An 18,695-nucleotide genomic window follows, 5' to 3' on the forward strand; every position below is an offset into this window, starting at 1 on the left:
GCCCGGGTCGCAGGAGCCCCCCGCGCATCGTCCCCGGGCACGAGAGAAGCCCTCCCCGAGACTCTCGGGGAGGGCTTCCTCAACGGCGGTGACGGTGGGATTTGAACCCACGGTACGGGGTTACCGTACACAGCATTTCGAGTGCTGCACCTTCGGCCGCTCGGACACGTCACCGCGGAAGAGATTACCGGAGTGTGAACGAAAAAACCTAATCGGGCCGATGCGGGGGTGCGTGCCTCCCCGCCGGATCGGGGGGTGCCGGCGGATGTAGCAGGGCGGTTGCCACCGCCAGGCCTGCACCAAGTGCCGTATCGAGGAGGCGTTCGCCCGTGACGGCCAGGTCGCCGAGCTCGCCGGCGCTCGCGGTCACGATCACGAGCGCCATCGGCGTGACCGCCGTGACCGCGATCGCGTAGTGCCGGGTGATCGCGAGCTCGGTCACGAACTGCAGCGCGCCGAGCGTCAGCGCCAGCGCGAGGGCGGGCATCCCGGAGTACGCGATCGCGAGGTACACGCCCACGCCCAGCACGGTCCCGACGGCACGATGCAGGCCGCGGGTCACCGCCGGACCGCGCCCGGGCACCACGCCCACGACGACCACGCCGGCCGCCACCGTCCAGTAGGCGCGGTCGGGGTCCACGTAGAGCATCGACAGCGCCGTGCCGGCCACCGCGACGATCGCGGTGCGCCACACCAGCTCGCGCGCGCCCCGGTCCCACTCCGGCGGCGCGAGCAGCACGCGCAGCGGCCGCGGTGTCACCTGCCAGTGCACGCGCCTGACCAGGGGTGCGATGCTCGCGACGACGGCCCACGCGCAGCCCGCCGCGACGGCGCCGACCAGCACGAGCGGCGGCACCCCGCCGTTCACCGCGTGACCGGACATGCCGTAGACGAGGATCGGGAACAGCGGGCCCGGCGGTCCCAGGCGGTAGCCGTGCACCGCGATGCCGATGAGGATCGTGACCGCCACCAGCCCCAGCGCGGACCACCACGCGTGCGGCGCGAGCAGCGCGCCGAGGATGCTGGTGAGCACGAGGACCAGCCCCGCGATCGGGCGCAGCCGCAGGCGCTCGAGCCGGGGCAGCGCCGCGAAGTAGGGGACCGTGAACGCGCCGGTCGCGGCGATCAGGCCCAGGTCGATGCGGTCGAAGGCGATGCCCACGAGGATCGGCACGGTGAGCACGATCGACGCCTGCAGCGCGATGGGCCACCGCGGCTCCTTGGCCGGCACGAGAGTGCCCAGGCTCACGACCGCGCGGCGCATCCCGTGGCGCCATACGTCGCGACGACGGGGATCCTCGGCCATCTAGCGCCGGGCCTCGAAGAACTCGGTGAGCAGCTCGGCGCACTCCGCGGCGCGCACCCCGGAGACGACCTCGACCTTGGCGCCGATGCGCGCGTCCCGCACCACGTCCCACTGCGAGCCGGTCGCGCCGGCCTTCTCGTCCCACGCGCCGAGCACGAGCCGCGGGATGCGGGACTGCAGGATCGCGCCGGCGCACATGAGGCACGGCTCCAGCGTCACGACCATGGTGCAGCCGTCGAGGCGCCACGTGCCCAGGGACGATGCGGCGGCCCGGATCGCCTCGACCTCGGCGTGGGCGGAGGGGTCGTGGACGGCCTCGCGCCGGTTGTGCCCGGTGCCGATGATGTCGCCGTCGGGTGAGAGCACCACCGCGCCGACCGGGACGTCGCCCGCCTCGCGCGCCGCGCGCGCCTGGACGAGCGCCTCGCCCATCGCGTCGTCCCACCGGCCTCTCACGAGGTCAGGCTACCGGCGCATCGTCCCGGGCCATCGGCCGCTTCGCGCGATACCCTCGGACCATGCATCTGCACGTCGCCGATCACCCGCTCATCCGTCACAAGGTCACCGTCCTGCGGGACAAGAAGACCCCGTCGCCGACGTTCCGCCTCCTGGTGGACGAGCTGGTGACGCTGCTCGCGTACGAGGCGACCCGCGACGTGCGCGTGGTCGAGTGCGAGGTCGAGACCCCGCTGACCACCACGACCGGCACCAAGATCGCGGACCCGGCGCCCATCATCGTGCCGATCCTGCGCGCGGGCCTGGGCATGCTCGACGGCATGACGCGCCTGCTGCCGAGCGCCGAGGTGGGCTTCCTGGGCCTCAAGCGCGACGAGGAGACCCTCGAGGCGATCACCTACGCGAACCGCCTCCCCGAGGACCTCACGGGTCGCCAGGTGTTCCTCATCGACCCGATGCTCGCGACCGGCGGCTCGCTCGTCATGGCGATCGAGTACGTGCTCGAGCGCGGCGCCACCGACGTCACCTGCGTGTGCCTGCTCGCGGCGCCCGAGGGCATCGCCCACGTCCAGGAGAAGGTGGGCGACCGCGCCGACGTCTCCGTGGTCGTCGCGCAGGTCGACGAGAAGCTCAACGAGGTCGGCTACATCGTGCCGGGCCTCGGCGACGCGGGCGACCGCCTGTACGGCATCGTCGACCTGTAGGTCATCTGCTTGCGCGATCCTGCAAGTTCTTGCATAGTCTTGCGCTATGTCGAAGAGGCTTGCTGAGGTCGCCCGCAAGGTCGGGGTGAGCGAGGCCACCGTGAGCCGCGTGCTCAACGGCAAGCCCGGCGTGTCGGAGGCCACGCGTCAGGCCGTGCTCACGGCGCTCGACGTGCTCGGCTACGAGCGCCCCACCAAGCTGCGCGGCGAGCGCGCGCGGCTCGTCGGCCTCGTGCTGCCGGAGCTGCAGAACCCGATCTTCCCCGCGCTCGCGGAGATCATCGGCGGCGGGCTCATGCAGAGCGGCTACACGCCCCTGCTGTGCACGCAGAACGCGGGCGGTATCACCGAGTCCGACTACGTCGACCTGCTGCTCGCGCAGCAGGTGAGCGGCGTCATCTTCCTCGGCGGCAACTACACCGAGGCGGACGCGCCCCACGGGCACTACGAACGGCTGCGGCAGGTCAACCTGCCCACCGTGCTGGTGAGCGCCCCGGTCGCGGATCTCGGGTTCGCGACGATCTCCACCGACGACGTGTCCGCGGCCGAGCAGGCCGTGCTGCACCTCCACCAGCTCGGCCACCGGCGCATCGGCCTGCTGCTCGGCCCCGCCGGCCACCAGCCGTCGCGCCGCAAGCGCGAGGGCGCCGAACGTGTGCTCGACCGCCTCGGCATCCCGCTCGACCCGTCCCTCCTGGTCCACGGCCTGTACTCGATCGAGTCCGGCCAGGCGGGCGCCACCCGCCTGCTCGCGAACGGCGCCACCGCGATCGTGTGCGCGTCCGACCCGCTCGCGCTCGGCGCGATCCGCGCGGCGCGCCGCGCGGGCCTCGCGGTGCCGCAGGACGTGTCGGTGGTGGGCTACGACGACTCCGCGCTCATGAGCTTCACCGACCCGCCGCTCACCACGGTGCGGCAGCCCATCGACGCGATGGGGCGCGCGATCATCGACCTGCTGCTCGGGCAGATCGCGGGCACCGCACAGCCCGGCGACGAGCTGCTCTTCGAGCCCGAGCTCGTGCTGCGCGGGTCCACGGGCCCGGTCCCCGCCGCGCGCTGAACCCGCGCCGTCGCACGACCGCAAGTCACACCTCTCGCGACACGTGCGCCCCGATCCCCGTTCGCGGCGCTGACCACCTGCCGTCAGCTGTGTGACATGCGCGCGCGGAGCGCTCCCGCTCCCTGCCAGGCGTGACGCCGCCGCGCGCGGATGGACCCGTGCCTCCGTCCCGCCGTGAGCCTCGTTACCGAATCGCAATCTTGCTAGTGATTGTCAAAAACTTGCGCAGTATCGCGTCGAAAGTTACGGTGGTCGCATTCTCGACGACGACGATGCAAGGAGCGATGTGGACAGCGACGTCCTGAGCCCGGCCGACGCGGCCTCCGGCGCATCCGCCGCCGGCAGCCCGGGCGCCTCGCCCGCGCTCCCGCGGCACCAGGCGCCCACCGACCGCCCCGACGCCGGTCATGAGTGGTGGCGCACCGCGGTGATCTACCAGGTCTACGTCCGCTCGTTCGCGGACGCCGACGGCGACGGCACCGGCGACCTCGCCGGCGTGCGCGCCCGGCTGCCCTACCTCGCGGCGCTCGGCGTCGACGCGCTGTGGTTCAACCCCTGGTACCCGAGCCCGCTGGCGGACGGCGGCTACGACGTCGCCGACTACCGCGCGATCCACCCCATGTTCGGGGATCTCGCCGAGGCGGAGGCGCTCATCCGCGAGGCCGGTGAGCTCGGCATCCGGACGATCATCGACATCGTCCCCAACCACATCAGCCACGAGCATGAGTGGTTCCAGGCCGCCCTCGCCGCCGGCCCCGGAAGCCCCGAGCGCGAGCGCTTCTGGTTCCGGCCCGGCCGCGGGGAGCACGGCGACCAGGAGCCCACGGACTGGGTGTCGAGCTTCCAGGGCTCCACGTGGACCCGCACCACGAACCCCGACGGCACGCCCGGCGAGTGGTACCTCCACCTCTTCACGCCGGAGCAGCCCGACCTCAACTGGAACCACCCCGACGTGCGCGCCGAGCACGAGGACGTGCTGCGGTTCTGGTTCGATCGCGGCGTCGCCGGCGTGCGCATCGACTCCGCCGCGCTGCCGGTCAAGGACGAGGCGCTGCCGATGCTGCCGGTCGACCCCGCGCCGGGTCAGCACCCGCATGTCGACCGCGACGAGATCCACGACATCTACCGCGCGTGGCGCGCCGTCGCGGACTCGTACGAGCAGCCGCGCGTGCTCGTCGGCGAGGTGTGGCTCGAGGACGCCGCCCGCTTCGCGCGGTACCTGCGCCCCGACGAGATGCACACCGCGTTCAACTTCGACCTCATGACGCAGCCATGGGACGCGGAGGCCATGCGCCGCTCGATCCGACGCACCCTCGCCGAGCACGCCCCCGTGGGCGCGCCCGCGACCTGGGTGCTGTCCAACCACGACATCACGCGGCCGGTGACCCGGTACGGGCGCGAGGACTCGGGCTTCGCGTTCGACCGCAAGCGCTTCGGCACCCCCACCGACCTCGCGCTCGGCACCCGCCGCGCCCGCGCCGCCGCCCTGCTCACGGCCGCGCTGCCCGGCTGCCTCTACATCTACCAGGGAGACGAGCTGGGCCTGCCCGAGGTCGAGCTGCCCCGAGAGGTCATCGAGGACCCGATGCACTTCCGCTCCGGCGGCGTGGACCCGGGCCGCGACGGCTGCCGCGTCCCGCTGCCGTGGAGCGGCGACGGCGTCTCCCTCGGCTTCGGCCCGGACGATGCGGCGGAGCCGTGGCTCCCGCAGCCCGCCGCCTTCGCGGCGCTCGCCGTCGAGCGCCAGGAGGCCGACGCATCGTCCATGCTCGCGCTGTACCGCGACGCGCTCGCGCTGCGCCGCGACCGCGACGACCTGCGCGAGGGCGACCTCGCGTGGCACGAGCTCGGCGCCGACGTCATCGCGTTCACCCGCGGCGGCACGGTCGCGTCGATCACCAACCTGGGCGGCGCGCCGATCGCGCTGCCCGACCACCGCGGCGTCCTGCTCGCGAGCTCCCCGCTCGCGGCCGGGATGCTGCCCCCGGACTCCACCGTCTGGCTCGCCGTCGAGCCCGCCGGTGACGAGAGCGCCTGAGGGCGCGCATCCCCAAGGAGAAGGAGAAAGACAATGATGTCGATCAGTCGCAGGACCGCGGCGGCGGGCGTGACGCTCGCGGCCGGGGCGATGCTCCTCACCGCGTGCACGTCCAGTGACGGCGCCGAGACCACCAGCTCGTCCGACGGCTCCGCCGGGGGCACGAAGGTCGAGCTGCGCGTCGCCACGTTCCCGCCCGGCGCCGACGCCGCGGCCTACGAGGCGTTCGCCACCCAGGAGGCCCAGTTCGAGGACGCCAACCCCGACATCGACGTGATCGGCGTCGAGTACGAGTGGACCGGCCCGACCTTCGCGGTGCAGCTGGCAGGTGGCAGCCTGCCCGACGTCTTCACCGTCCCGTTCACGGACTCGAAGACCCTCCTCGAGAACGGCCAGCTCATGGACGTGACCGACGAGATCGACGCGCTCGGCTACACGGACTCGTTCAACCCCGTGATCCTTGACGGCGTCACCGGCGCGGACGGCCACATCTACGGCTTCCCCCGCCAGGCGTACGCGATGGGCCTGCACTACAACCGCGACCTGTTCGAGCAGGCCGGGCTCGACCCCGATGACCCGCCGGCGACCTGGGACGAGGTCCGCGAGGCGGCCAAGGCCATCACCGAGGCCACTGGCAAGGCCGGCTACGCGCAGATGGCGATCAACAACACGGGCGGCTGGCAGCTCACCGCGCAGACCGTGTCGCGCGGCGGCCGCACGCAGGTCGACGACGGCGACGGCACCTACACCTCGACCATCAACAACGAGGGCACCAAGGCGACGCTCGAGTTCCTGCACGACCTGCGCTGGGTCGACGACTCGTTCGGCTACAAGGTGGACCTCGACTGGGGAACCATCAACCAGGAGTTCGCCGCGGGCAACGTCGGCATGTTCACCTCCGGCTCGGACGTCTACACGGCGCTCGTGCGCGACTTCGGCATGGAGGCCGGCGACTACGGCCTCACGGTGATGCCGCTCGAGGGCGAGGACCCCGGCACCCTCGGCGGCGGCGACATCGCCGTCGTGAGCCCGACCGTCGACGACGCCACCAAGGCCGCGGCCATCAAGTGGATCGACTGGTACTACATGCAGAAGCTGATGAACGAGGCCGCCGCGGTCGCGGACGCGCAGGCGCTGGCCGACGCGGGCCAGGCCGTCGGCACCCCGGTGCTGCCGGTCCTCAGCCGCGAGCTCTACGAGGAGTCGCAGACCTGGATCGCGGACTACGTCAACGTGCCCGTCGACCAGATGGCGCCGTTCACCGACCGCATCTGGGACCAGACCCCCGTGGGCGAGCCCAAGGGCAAGACGCAGGAGATCTACGCCCTGCTCGACCCGCTCGTCCAGGCCGTCCTCACCGACGAGAACGCGGACATCGACGCCCTGCTCACGCAGGCCGACGCCGACGCCCAGGCCCTTCTCGACCAGTAGCGCCCGCGGTGGGTGCGGGCATCGGCCCGCACCCACCGCCGCGCCGGAGGACTCGCATGACCACCACCTCACCCGCCGCGCCGCCGGAGCGCGCGGCCCGCCGTCGCGGGACGCCGGCGACCTGGCTGCGTTCGGGCGGCCTCTCGCGGCTCGCCTTCGCGCTGCCGATGATCCTCGTCTTCCTCGTCTTCAGCTGGACGCCCATCGTCCGCTCCGTCGTGATGAGCTTCCAGGAGACCAACCTGCTCACCCCCGCGACCTGGGTGGGGATCGACAACTTCGTCGCGGTGCTCAACGACCCGCTGCTCGGCACCGCCGTGCGCAACACCCTGTACTTCGCGGCCCTCGCCCTCGTCATGGGCTTCCCCATCCCGATCCTCATGGCCGTCCTCATGAGCGAGGTCCGTCGAGGCAAGGGCGTCTACTCTGCGCTCGCCTACCTGCCCGTGGTGGTGCCGCCGGTGGTCGCGGTGCTGCTGTGGAAGGTCTTCTACGACGCCTCGCCCAGCGGCGTGTTCAACACCGTCCTGGGTGCGGTGGGGATCTCACCGCAGCCATGGCTGCAGAGCCCCGACACCGCGATGCCCTCGCTCGTCATCGAGGCGACCTGGGCCGCCGCGGGCGGGTCGATCATCATCTACCTCGCCGCGCTGCTCAGCGTGCCGCCCGAGCTCTACGACGCGGCCGAGGTCGACGGCGCGAGCATCTGGCGCAAGGCCTGGCACGTCACGCTGCCGCAGCTGCGCAACGTGATCTTCGTGATGCTCATCCTGCAGATCCTCGCCACCGCGCAGATCTTCCTCGAGCCGTTCCTCTTCACGGGCGGCGGCCCCAACAACGCCACGGTCACGGTGCTGCTGCTCATCTACCGCTACGCGTTCCAGAACTCGCTCGGCGGCAACTACGGGATGGCGACCGCCCTGTCCGTGATGCTCGCGATGTTCCTGGCCGTCCTCAGCTGGGTCTACTTCCGCCTCACCAACCGCTGGAGCACGTCATGACCGCGGACACCGTCACCCCCGCCCCGAGCGCCGCGGCGGCCGCCCCACCGCCGCCCGGGCCCGCATCGTCCCGTCGTGCGGTCCGGACGATGCGGCGCCGGCCCTCCCTCACGGACTCCGACCGCAGCATCGTCTCGGACGCCGACCGGCGCCAGCCGCGCGTGCGCCGCGCGATGGCCGGGGTGCACGTGTTCCTCGCGGTCACGCTGGTGCTCGCCGGCCTCGGCCCGCTGCTGTGGCTCGCCAAGGCGGCCGTCACGCCCACCCAGGACACGCTGCGCCAGCCGTTCGCCCTGTGGCCGAACGGCATCGACTGGGCGAACCTGTCGACCGCCTGGAACGACATCCACATCGACCAGTACTTCTTCAACACGATCGTGATCGCGGCCGGCGCGTGGGCGTTCCAGCTGCTCGTCGCAACCACAGGCGCGTACACGCTGTCGGTGCTGCGGCCGCGCTATGCGCGGGTCCTCAACGGGCTCGTGCTCGCGACGCTGTTCATCCCGTCGGTGGTGCTGCTGGTGCCGCTGTACCTCACGATCGTCGACCCGCCGTTCCTCGGACGGGACCACTCGCTGCTCAACAACTACCTGGCGGTCTGGCTGCCGATGGCGGCGAACGCCTTCAACATCCTGCTGGTGAAGCGCTTCTTCGACGGCCTGCCGCGCGAGGTCATCGAAGCCGCGCAGACCGATGGCGCCGGCCCGTTCCGGCTGTTCTGGTCGATCATCCTGCCGATGTCCCGCCCCATCCTGGGCGTCGTGTCGGTGTTCGCGATCATCGCGGCATGGAAGGACTTCCTGTGGCCGCTGCTGGTGCTGCCCGACCCGGCGGTGCAGCCGCTGTCGGTCCGCCTGCCCGCGGTCCAGTCGCAGACCGAGCTCGACGTGTTCCTCGCCGCGCTCGCCATCGCGACGATCATCCCGATCGCGATGTTCCTCATCTTCCAGCGCGTGTTCCTCCGATCCGCGGGTCTCGGAGGGGCGGTCAAGGGCTGACGCCCCCTTCCTCGTCGGCACCTGACGCGCGGCTGGCAGGGGGAGTCCGCGGGGACGATGCGGCGCTTCCGTGCGCGCGGCGGGTCCCGTTGTCAGACCCCGGTGAGACCCTCGAAGGGTGGTCAGGATCGGCGGTCCCAGAGTGTTCAACAGGCGGTGGCCTGTCGTCCACACGACACGCCGAGGTGTCCACAGGCTTTACACAAGGTTCTCCACAGAACCACAAGATGTAGGGGCGCACATCGCAACATGCCCCAACATCTTGTTGCACACGGGTGTAGTTCGCGTTAGGTTCGGGGGTGCGCCTCGAGCTGACGACGCCGGTGGAACCCCCCGGATCCGCCGCCACCCGAGCGCGATGAAGCACCGATCCGGCACGGTCCCAGGGGAGGGGTCGCCGGGAGCACCTTCGAGGGGAGCATCGTGACGATCACCGAGAACACCGCGTCAGCGCAGACGGGCGGCACCGGCGCCGTGCCCGTCGTCACCAGCGGCATCCAGGTCACCAAGCGCGACGGCACGCGCGAGCCGTACAACGCCGACCGCATCAACAAGGCGATCGAGCGCGCGGCCGAGGGGCTGCCCGACCAGATCTCCATGACCACCCAGATCGCGACCGAGCTCGCGATCACCCTGTTCGACGGCATCACCACCGAGCAGCTCGACGAGGCCGCCATCGGCGTCGCCGTCCAGAACGTCAAGGACGACCCGCAGTTCGACATCGTCGCCTCGCGCCTGCTGCGCAAGGTCATCTACAAGCGGGTGCTCGGCGGCTACGACACCGAGCTTGAGCTCGCGCTGCTCCACCAGGCGCGCTTCCCCGGCTACATCCGCGACGCCGTCGAGGACGGCCTGCTCGACGAGCGCCTCACGGAGCTGTTCGACCTCGACGCGCTGGCCGCGGCGCTCGACCACACGCGCGATGACCTCATGAAGTACATCGGCACCGTCACCATGCGGAACCGCTACATGATCACGGACCGCCACGGCAAGGCGCTCGAGGTGCCCCAGTACTTCTGGATGCGCGTCGCGATGGGCCTGTCGCTCAACGAGGCGAACCCCACCGAGACCGCGCTGTCGTTCTACGACAAGATCTCGCGACTCGATTACCTGCCCGCGGGCTCGACGCTGGTGAACGCCGGCACGTCGTACCCGCAGCTCTCCAACTGCTTCGTCATGCAGATGGAGGACGACATCGAGCACATCGCGAAGTCGGTGCGCGACGTCATGTGGCTCACCAAGGGCACCGGCGGCATCGGGCTGTCCGTGACCAAGCTGCGATCCGAGGGCTCGCCGATCCGCTCGAACAACACGACGTCGACCGGCCCGATCCCGTTCATGCACACCATCGACTCGACGCTGCGCGCGGTCAGCCGCGGCGGCAAGAAGTTCGGCGCCCTGTGCTTCTACATGGAGAACTGGCACCTCGACTTCCACCAGTTCCTCGACCTGCGCCAGAACTCCGGCGACCCCTACCGACGCACCCGCACCGCGAACACGGCCGTGTGGATCTCGGACGAGTTCATGAAGCGCGTCGAGGCGGACGCGGACTGGTACCTCTTCGACCCGGCCGAGACGCCCGACCTCGTCGAGCTCGTCGGCTCGGCGTTCTCGCAGCGCTACGCCGAGTACGTCACCCTCGCCGAGGCCGGCAAGATGCGCGCGTTCAAGAAGATGAAGGCGCGCGAGCAGTACAAGTCGATCCTCATCATGCTGCAGACCACGTCGCACCCCTGGCTGACGTGGAAGGACACCATCAACAATCGCGCCCTCAACACCAACACGGGCACGATCCACCTGTCGAACCTCTGCACGGAGATCTGCCTGCCGCAGGACCGCGACAACATCTCGGTCTGCAACCTCGCGTCGGTCAACCTGCCGCAGCACCTCGTCGACGGCAGGATCGACTGGGATCGGATGAAGGACTCGGTGCGCCTGGCGGTGCGCCAGCTCGACAACCTCGTCGACATCACCCTGTCGTCGGTGCCCGAGTCGGAGTTCGCGAACCGCGAGAACCGCGCGATCGGCCTCGGCGTCATGGGCTTCACCGACATCACCGAGCGCCTCGGCCTCGCGTACGAGTCGGAGGAGTCGTACGACCTCATCGACGAGATCGTCGAGTTCGTCAGCTACCACGCGATCGACGCCTCGGCGGATCTCGCGCGGGAGCGCGGCGCGTACAACAACTTCGCGGGCTCCGGCTGGTCGCAGGGCAAGGTGCCGTTCGACACCATCGCGGAGACCGAGGCGGACCGCGGCGTCCCGATCGAGGTGAACCGCACCACGCGGCAGGACTGGGACTCGCTGCGCGAGAAGGTCCGCGGCGGCATCCGCAACGCCACCCTCATGGCCGTCGCGCCCACCGCCTCCATCGGCCTCGTCGCCGGCGTCACGCCCGGCTTCGACCCGCAGTTCTCGCAGATCTTCTCCCGCGCCACCTCGTCCGGCAAGTTCCTCGAGGTCAACCGCAACCTCGTCAAGGACCTGCAGGAGCTGGGCCTCTGGGAGAGCGTCCGCGACCGCCTGCTCGAGGTGCAGGGCGACCTCTCGCAGATCGACGAGGTCCCGCAGCACCTCAAGGACGTCTACAAGACCTCGTTCCAGCTCTCGCCCTACGCCTTCATCGAGGTGGCGGCGCGCGCCCAGAAGTGGATCGACCAGGCCATCAGCCGGAACATCTACCTCGAGGACCGCGACGTCGAGAACATGATGGACCTGTACGCGGCAGCCTGGAAGCGCGGCGTCAAGACCACCTACTACCTCCACATGAAGCCGCGCCACACGGCCGAGCAGTCGACCGTGCGCGTCAACAAGACGGAGAAGCTCAACTCGACCGGCAACGCGGCGGGACGCCCGTCGACCGGCGGCTCCGCGGGCCCGGCCCGCAAGGGCTTCGGCGCGGCGCGGAAGGGCTTCGGCGCCGCCAAGGCGGCCGCGCCCGCGGCCCCCGTGGCCGATGCGGCGGTCGCCCCGGTCGCGGAGGCGCCCGCGGCACCGGTCCAGCCCGTGGTCGCGGCGCCCGCGCAGCCGGTGGCCGAGGCGCGGCCGGCGACGCGCGGCTTCGGCGCGGTCAAGCCGGCCGAGCCCGCGGCCGTGACCGTTCCGCTCGGCACCGTCGAGGCCGCCCCGACCACCGGCGCTGTCGCGGCGCCGGCGGAGGTGCTCAACGACGTCGCCGCCACCGCGTTCGCGGCCGCCCCGCAGGAGCAGCCCGAGGTGCCCCCGGCGTCGCTGCCCGAGCAGGCGGAGCCCGCCCAGGCCGCCGCGCCGGCGGCCGTCGAGACCGCTGCGGTTGCGCCGCTCGGGGCATCGCTGCTCAATGTGGTGGAGACCGTCGACGGGGACACGGAGATGGTGGGCGGCGTCGCCTGCCCCGTGGATCCCATGGAGCGGCTCCAGTGCGAGTCGTGCCAGTAAGCGAAGCGTCAGAACAGGAGATGTGAGAACGATGGGCATCCTCGGCAGCGGTGTGCAGGACGGCCTCCTGCTCAAGCCGATCACCTACCCCTGGGCCTACGACCTGTACAACCAGGCCGTCGCCAACACGTGGTTCCCCAACGAGATCCAGCTCGGCGAGGACCTCGCGGACTTCAAGAAGATGACCGACGAGGAGAAGCACGCCATCACGTACCTGATGTCGTACTTCAACCCCAACGAGCTGCTGGTCAACAAGGCGCTCGCGTTCGGCGTCTACCCCTACATCAACGCCCCGGAGGGCCACCTCTACCTGGCGAAGCAGATGTGGGAGGAGGCGAACCACTGCATGTCGTTCGAGTACGTCCTCGAGACGTTCCCGATCGACCGCGACGCCGCCTACGAGTCGCACGTCACCGTGCCGTCGATGGCCGCCAAGGAGGAGTTCGAGGTCAAGTTCATCCGTCGCATGACGGAGGAGACCCTCGACATCACGACGACCGAGGGCAAGAAGGACTTCATCCGGAACCTCGTCGCCTACAACATCATCCTCGAGGGCATCTGGTTCTACTCGGGCTTCATGGTCGCGCTGTCGTTCCGCCAGCGGAACCTGCTGCGCAACTTCGGCTCCCTCATGGACTGGATCATCCGCGACGAGTCGCTCCACCTCCAGTTCGGCATCAACCTCATCCTCACCGTGCTCGAGGAGAACGAGGACCTGCAGGACCCCGAGTTCGCGGAGGAGATCCGCCAGATGATCCTCGGCGCCGTCGAGATGGAGGAGCAGTACAACCGCGACCTCCTGCCCAAGGGCATCCTCGGCCTCAACGCCGACTACGTGAACCAGTACGTGAAGTACCTCGCCGACCGGCGGCTCGAGGAGCTCGGCTTCGACGCGCACTACAACGTGTCGAACCCCGCCAAGTGGATGGCGACGGCCAACGACACCCTCCAGCTGGTGAACTTCTTCGAGGCCACCAACACCTCGTACGAGGTCAACGCGCAGGCCACCAAGAAGCAGTGAGAACGCGCTAGACACGTGTCATGCAGCAGTTAGACTGACTGCACTCACATAGACGAGACGCCCGGCGCTGAGCGATCGCTCAGCACCGGGCGTCTCGTCGTGTGCGCACCGCCCCACCCCCTCCTCGCGCCGCCCCAAGCGCGCCCACACGCAGAACGAAGGTCATCCGTGAGCGCCACCGTCACCACCGCGCCCGTCGCCGCCCCGAGCCCCGGGCTCGCGATGCCGCGCAGCCAGAAGCTGCTGTACGTCGTCGTGCTCGGCGCGCTCATCGCGCTCGGCCCGTTCACGATCGACATGTACCTGCCGGCCTTCCCGACGGTGGCGGCCGACCTCGCGGCCTCGGACGCGGCGATCCAGCTCACCCTCACGGCGACCACCGTCGGCTTCGCGCTCGGCCAGCTCGTCGTGGGCCCGCTGAGCGACGCCTTCGGCCGCAAGAAGCCGCTCATCCTCGCGACCATCGTGCACATCCTCGCGTCCGCGTTCGTCGTGTTCGCGCCCACCGTCGAGTGGGTCATGGCGGGCCGCGTGCTCCAGGGCATCGGCGCCGCGGGCGGCGGCGTGGTCGCCATGGCCATGGTGCGCGACCTTTTCGCCGGCCAGGCGCTCATCCGGATGCTCGCGCGCATGGCGCTCGTGGTCGGCCTCGCCCCCGTGGCGGCCCCGGTGATCGGCTCGCAGCTGCTCAACCTCATGGACTGGCGCGGCCTGTTCGTCGTGCTCGCGCTCTACGGCACCGCGGTGGTGCTGGTCGTCGGCGGCGTCATCAAGGAGACGATGCCGGTCGAGCGTCGCGGCGGCGCCTCCCTCAGCGCGACGCGCGCCCGCTACGCGCACCTGCTGGGCGACGCCGCGTTCGTCGGCATCTCGCTCGTCGGCGCGCTCACCTTCGCGGCGCTGTTCTCGTACCTCTCGGCCTCGTCGTTCGTCCTGCAGGACGTCTTCGGCCTGAGCCCGCAGGAGTACGGCATCGTCTTCGCGATGAACTCGATCGGCCTCGTGATCGCGAACCAGGCCTCCGCACGCCTCATGCGCGTGCTGGCGCCTCGCGCCGTCGCGACCGGCGGCCTCATCATCATGCTCACCGGCGCGATCCTCATCATCGCCGGCGACCTCATGGACCTCGGCCTCATCGGCGTGCTGGTGCCGCTGTTCTTCGTGGTCGGCTCGATCGGCATCATCGGCCCCGCGGTCCAGATCACGGCGCTCGGCAACCACGGCGCCGAGGCGGGCACGGCGGCCTCGATGCTCGGCGCGCTCAACTTCGGCATCGCGGGCATCGTGTCGCCGCTCGTCGGCGCGATGGGCGTGTCCGTCATGTCGATGGCCGCGGTCATGGTCGGCTGCCTCGTGGTCGCGAACGCGATCTTCTGGATCGTGGTCCGTCCCCGCATCCAGTCCACGGTCATCGTCTGACGCCGGCAGGCCACGGCCCCGTCGCGGTGGATTCCGCCGCGCGAGGTCTAGCGTGAGGCCATGGCCACCCGCGCGCTGATCCTGCTGTACGACGGCTTCGACCTCATCGACGCCGGTGGACCCTACGAGGTGCTTCTCACGGCCTCGCGGCTGCTCCAGCGCGACGGCCTCGCCCCCGAGTTCGAGGTCGTGCTCGCGACCCCGGGTGGCGGCGACGTGACCGCGTTCGGCGGCATGACGCTTACCCGCCTCGAGGCCAGCGACCTCATCGGTGCGTGCGACGTGCTGATCGTGCCGGGCACGATCGACGTCGCCTGCGCCGTCGGGGACGGGATGCTCATCGAGACGATCGAGCGGCTCGCGCGCGGCGCGGGGATGACGGCCTCGGTGTGCACGGGCTCGTTCCTGCTGGCGCGCGCCGGGCTGCTGGACGGCGCTCCGGCCACCACGCACTGGGAGGACCTGTCGGACCTGGCCGCGTGCGCCGACGGCATCGAGGCCGTGGGCGGGGTGCGCTGGGTCGACGCCGGCGCGGTGCTCACCAGCGGCGGCCTCACCTCGGGCATGCACCTCGCGCTGCACCTGGTCGCGCGGATCACGTCGGTCGATCTCGCGCTGCGCACCGCGCGCCAGCTCGACATGGACTGGAGCCCGGACCCCGCACGCTGACCGCCGCGCGCCTGCGCGGCGCGGATCAGCCCTCGGGCGTGATGGTGACGACGAGCGAGCTCAGCAGGAACGCGTCGCTGTAGCCGCTGTACACCTTGAGGCGGTGGACGCCGGCCTTCACGTCGCGCGTCTTGAACGGCTTCGCGTCGACGCCGAGCGAGTTCGCGAACGGCGACCCGAACGCGGTCGAGTCCGCCGCGTTGCCCGGGTTCGCGCCGATCGCGCCCTTGCCCGACCAGCCCCACGGGTTGAGGGTGTCGTCGTCGATCGACAGGCGGGTGTCGTGCTTGCCGCGGTCGCCCTCGAAGGCCACCATGGCGACGTCGATCGCCGCCGGGTTGAGGGTGAGGAACGGGATCTCGACAGTCGAGCCGAACATCCACTGCGTGCCGTCGAGCACCACGACCGTCGCTTCGGGCAGGTCCTCGTCCTCGTAGACCACGGTGATCGCGAAGCCCGCGTAGTAGTTGGGGAAGACCGCGCGGAAGTCCTCGGGGAGCGCGATGTCGGCGAGCGCGTACGTGCCGTTGCCGCCTGCGGCGACCTGCTCGGTGATGTCCGCGGTCGCCTGGTAGTAGAGGTCGCCGCCGTCCCAGCTGGTCGCGACCTTGTCGGCCCCGACCTCGGCGTAGTCGCCGCCGGGGACGCTCAGGCGCGCGGTGTCGAGGTCGCCGGACCAGGTGTCGAAGATTCCGCGGTTGGCCGACCACGTGAGCGTCGCGGAGAGGACCGTCGCGCCCTCGGGCAGCTGGTCGGTGCCGATGACGGTCGTCGACGAGCTCGTCTCGCCCTTGGCGAGGTTGAGCGGCCGCATGGTCTGAGAGTCGTTGTTGTAGCGGCCGTTCGCGTCAGAGCCACGGAAGTCCATGACCTGCTGGCAGTCGCGGACCGCGAGGTCGCAGCCGAGCAGCGGCGCACCGACGACGGACGCCGCGACGTTGCCGTGGGCGGTGGCGCGGTCGTCGAGCGCCGCCTTGATGTCGGACAGGCCGGTGCGGACGCGGTAGGTCACCGCGTCGTCGCCGGACGATGCGGTGAACTCGGTCCATGCGTCGTCGCCGAGGTCGGCGGTCGCGGCGATGGCGCCGAGGTCGAGGTCGATCGAGGTGTCGCTTCCCGAGCCGAGCGTGTCCAGCGTGCAGTCTGCCTCCGAGCGGTCCTCGGACACCTCGCAGGTCCAATCGCCGACCGTGACGATCTGCTCCGCGGCGAAGGCGAGGTAGCTGCTGATCGCGTCCGGGCCGAGCAGCGCGGTCGCGCCGCCGCCGGCCACCGGGGGAGCGAAGGTCAGGCCGTCGGGGAGCACGATGCTCGCGGTCACGTCCGCGGCGTCGTCCACGCCCGCGTTGCTGAGGTCCATCGAGATCGACGGGGAGGTGCGGTTGATCGTGAGGAAGCTCAGGGGCGACATGCCGATCGACAGCGCGGTCTGGGGCGTGCCGGTGCCGCCATCGCCGCCATCACCGCCGTCACCGCCGTCACCGCCGTCGCCACCGTCACCGCCGGAACCACCACCGGTGCCGCCGCCGTCGCCGCCGGAACCACCACCGGTGCCGCCGCCGTCGCCGCCGGAACCACCACCGGTGCCGCCGCCGTCGCCGCCGGAACCACCACCGGTGCCGCCGCCGGAACCGTCACCGGGGTCCTCGTTGTCGTCGCCACCCTCACCCTCGTCGTCACCACCGCCACCCGGGGGGTTGACGGTGTCGTCGGGATCCTCGGGGTTGTTGCCGCCGGGGTTCTTCGTGGGGTCGTCGATCCCGCCACTCGGAGGGTTGCTGGTCGACGGGTCCTGGGTGTTGTCCACGGACGGGTCGTTCACCGGCAGCTGCTGTGCTTCGAAGGGGGTGTCGCCGGCGTCGTCGGCAACGTCGTCGGGCGTGACCGTCGCGTCGTCGGTGGGCGTCTTTGACACGTCGTCCGTGGAGTCGTCGGTCGACTCGTCCGAGGGGCTCGGCGACGCCGACGAGCCGCCGACCGCCGCATCGTCCCCGTCCACGGGGGTCTCGACGCCGGGCGCCTGCGCGTCGGCGTCGGCCGGGCCGGCCTCGCCGATGATGCCGAGGACGCTCGCGCCGGTCATCACCAGGGACACGACGCCGAGCGTCGCCGCCGCGGGCAGGGCGACGGCGGCCAGGCCGTTCGCGATCACGGCGATGCTGCCGGACACCCCGGTGCTGCCGCCGGCCGCCGCGCCACCGGCGGCGGTGCCGCCCGCGGCGGAGGAGGACGAGGCCACCGCGGCGCCCTCGCCGAACACGCCGCCCACGGGGAGGCCGCCCTCGAGCGCCTTGACGCCGAGCAGGCCCAGGAACAGCGGCGCGACCACGGCGCGGAGGCCGCGGTTGACGTCCTCGAGCTCGGCGACGAGCGCCGCGCACTTCTTGCAGGAGCGGACGTGCTCGTCGACGCGGGTGTGCTCGCGCTTGCTCAGCCCGCCGCGCACGTAGGCGCCGAGCTGCGCGTTCGCCTCGAGGCAGTTGACGGTGTCGGCGGCGCCGAGGTGCTGCTGCAGGTAGGCCTGGCGCAGCGCCTCGCGGGCCCGGTAGGCGAGCGCCGCGACGCCGTTGGCGGAGAGCCCGAGCAGCGGGGCGATCTCCTTGGGGCTCTTCTTCTCGATCTCGGTGTACCAGAGGACCGCGCGCCAGCGCTCGGGGAGCGAGCGGAAGGCGTCCGCGACCATCGACTGCTCGAACGTGTCGAGCGCGGGCTCGTCCGAGCCGGCCTGGTAGCCGATCGCGGACTCGTAGGTCGACATGTCGTCGCGCGGCCGCGCTCGGTTCGCCTTCTCGATGACGTCGAGGCCCGTGCGGCGCACGATCGTGAAGAGGTAGGCGCGGAACGCGAGGTCCGGGCCATCGCCCTGCTGGAGCGCGCGCAGGATGCGCGAGAACGCCTCGGAGACCACGTCCTCGGCGTCGGCCGCGCTGTTGGTGTACTGCGACGCCACCTTGCGGGCCGCGTCCGCGTGACGCTCGTAGAGCACGCCGAAGGCCGCCGGGTCGCCTGCGCGTACCCCGGCGATCAGCTCTGGGTCGCTGGACGTCTCCGTCCAGAGCGACAGGGCCTCCTGCGACATTCCGTGCTCACTCCTGTAGCCGGACCGGTATCCGCATTCTTGCTGGTGCAGTAGGGGTGGGCAAGGAGGTTGAGGGGTTTGTCACACTTCGCGTCG

The 18,695-nt window shown here is 70.9% G+C and carries 13 protein-coding genes and 1 tRNA gene; 10 read left to right on the forward strand and 4 right to left on the reverse strand.

Annotation, left to right across the window (positions count from 1 at the left end; all coding sequences use genetic code 11):
• Nucleotides 1-86 precede the first annotated feature (86 nt).
• The 3 genes from AOM02_RS09775 to AOM02_RS09785 form a co-directional block, all read right to left on the reverse strand.
• Nucleotides 87-174 (reverse strand) — tRNA-Ser (locus tag AOM02_RS09775).
• A gap of 34 nt (nt 175-208) precedes the next feature.
• Nucleotides 209-1,249, reverse strand: coding sequence for an FUSC family protein (locus AOM02_RS09780; protein WP_169746619.1), 1,041 nt, complete (start codon nt 1,247-1,249; stop codon nt 209-211).
• Between the two features lie 57 nt (nt 1,250-1,306).
• The gene (locus AOM02_RS09785; protein ID WP_367307545.1) at nt 1,307-1,762 is read right to left on the reverse strand and encodes a nucleoside deaminase; all 456 of its coding nucleotides are present in this window, start codon (nt 1,760-1,762) and stop codon (nt 1,307-1,309) included.
• A gap of 62 nt (nt 1,763-1,824) precedes the next feature.
• Here AOM02_RS09785 and upp point away from each other — a divergent pair, with 62 nt between their 5' ends.
• The 10 genes from upp to AOM02_RS09835 all read left to right on the forward strand — a co-directional run bounded on the left by upp (nt 1,825) and on the right by AOM02_RS09835 (nt 15,520).
• Complete coding sequence (gene upp, locus AOM02_RS09790; protein WP_062298968.1) at nt 1,825-2,466, forward strand: uracil phosphoribosyltransferase; 642 nt, start codon at nt 1,825-1,827, stop codon at nt 2,464-2,466.
• A 46-nt stretch (nt 2,467-2,512) separates the two neighbouring features.
• On the forward strand, nt 2,513-3,526 hold the full coding sequence (locus AOM02_RS09795; RefSeq protein ID WP_062298969.1) for a LacI family DNA-binding transcriptional regulator: 1,014 nt from the start codon (nt 2,513-2,515) through the stop codon (nt 3,524-3,526).
• A 286-nt stretch (nt 3,527-3,812) separates the two neighbouring features.
• Complete coding sequence (locus AOM02_RS09800) at nt 3,813-5,564, forward strand: glycoside hydrolase family 13 protein (RefSeq protein WP_082105016.1); 1,752 nt, start codon at nt 3,813-3,815, stop codon at nt 5,562-5,564.
• A gap of 33 nt (nt 5,565-5,597) precedes the next feature.
• Nucleotides 5,598-6,995: an ABC transporter substrate-binding protein gene (locus tag AOM02_RS09805; RefSeq protein WP_062298970.1), complete on the forward strand. Its 1,398-nt coding sequence runs from the start codon at nt 5,598-5,600 to the stop codon at nt 6,993-6,995.
• A gap of 56 nt (nt 6,996-7,051) precedes the next feature.
• Nucleotides 7,052-7,996 (forward strand): carbohydrate ABC transporter permease, encoded by a 945-nt coding sequence (locus tag AOM02_RS09810; protein ID WP_172657604.1) that lies wholly within the window; start codon nt 7,052-7,054, stop codon nt 7,994-7,996.
• Nucleotides 7,993-8,994 (forward strand): carbohydrate ABC transporter permease, encoded by a 1,002-nt coding sequence (locus AOM02_RS09815; protein ID WP_062298971.1) that lies wholly within the window; start codon nt 7,993-7,995, stop codon nt 8,992-8,994. The genes AOM02_RS09810 and AOM02_RS09815 overlap by 4 nt, the downstream gene beginning before the upstream one ends.
• Before the next feature lie 474 nt (nt 8,995-9,468).
• Nucleotides 9,469-12,411, forward strand: a complete 2,943-nt coding sequence (locus AOM02_RS09820) for a ribonucleoside-diphosphate reductase subunit alpha (RefSeq protein WP_439645398.1) — start codon at nt 9,469-9,471, stop codon at nt 12,409-12,411.
• Nucleotides 12,412-12,442: 31 nt separating this feature from the next.
• A complete protein-coding gene (locus tag AOM02_RS09825) occupies nt 12,443-13,432 on the forward strand; it encodes a ribonucleotide-diphosphate reductase subunit beta (RefSeq protein ID WP_062298972.1) in 990 nt (329 codons plus the stop codon).
• Nucleotides 13,433-13,600: 168 nt separating this feature from the next.
• A complete protein-coding gene (locus tag AOM02_RS09830) occupies nt 13,601-14,851 on the forward strand; it encodes a multidrug effflux MFS transporter (RefSeq protein ID WP_369344698.1) in 1,251 nt (416 codons plus the stop codon).
• Nucleotides 14,852-14,911: 60 nt separating this feature from the next.
• On the forward strand, nt 14,912-15,520 hold the full coding sequence (locus tag AOM02_RS09835; protein ID WP_062298973.1) for a DJ-1/PfpI family protein: 609 nt from the start codon (nt 14,912-14,914) through the stop codon (nt 15,518-15,520).
• Between the two features lie 25 nt (nt 15,521-15,545).
• Here the strand turns inward: AOM02_RS09835 and AOM02_RS09840 are convergent, their stop codons facing one another.
• A complete protein-coding gene (locus AOM02_RS09840; protein WP_062298974.1) occupies nt 15,546-18,599 on the reverse strand; it encodes a sigma-70 family RNA polymerase sigma factor in 3,054 nt (1,017 codons plus the stop codon).
• Nucleotides 18,600-18,695: the final 96 nt, after the last annotated feature.

This window comes from Demequina maris, from assembly GCF_000971155.1.
Taxonomy (GTDB): domain Bacteria; phylum Actinomycetota; class Actinomycetes; order Actinomycetales; family Demequinaceae; genus Demequina; species Demequina maris.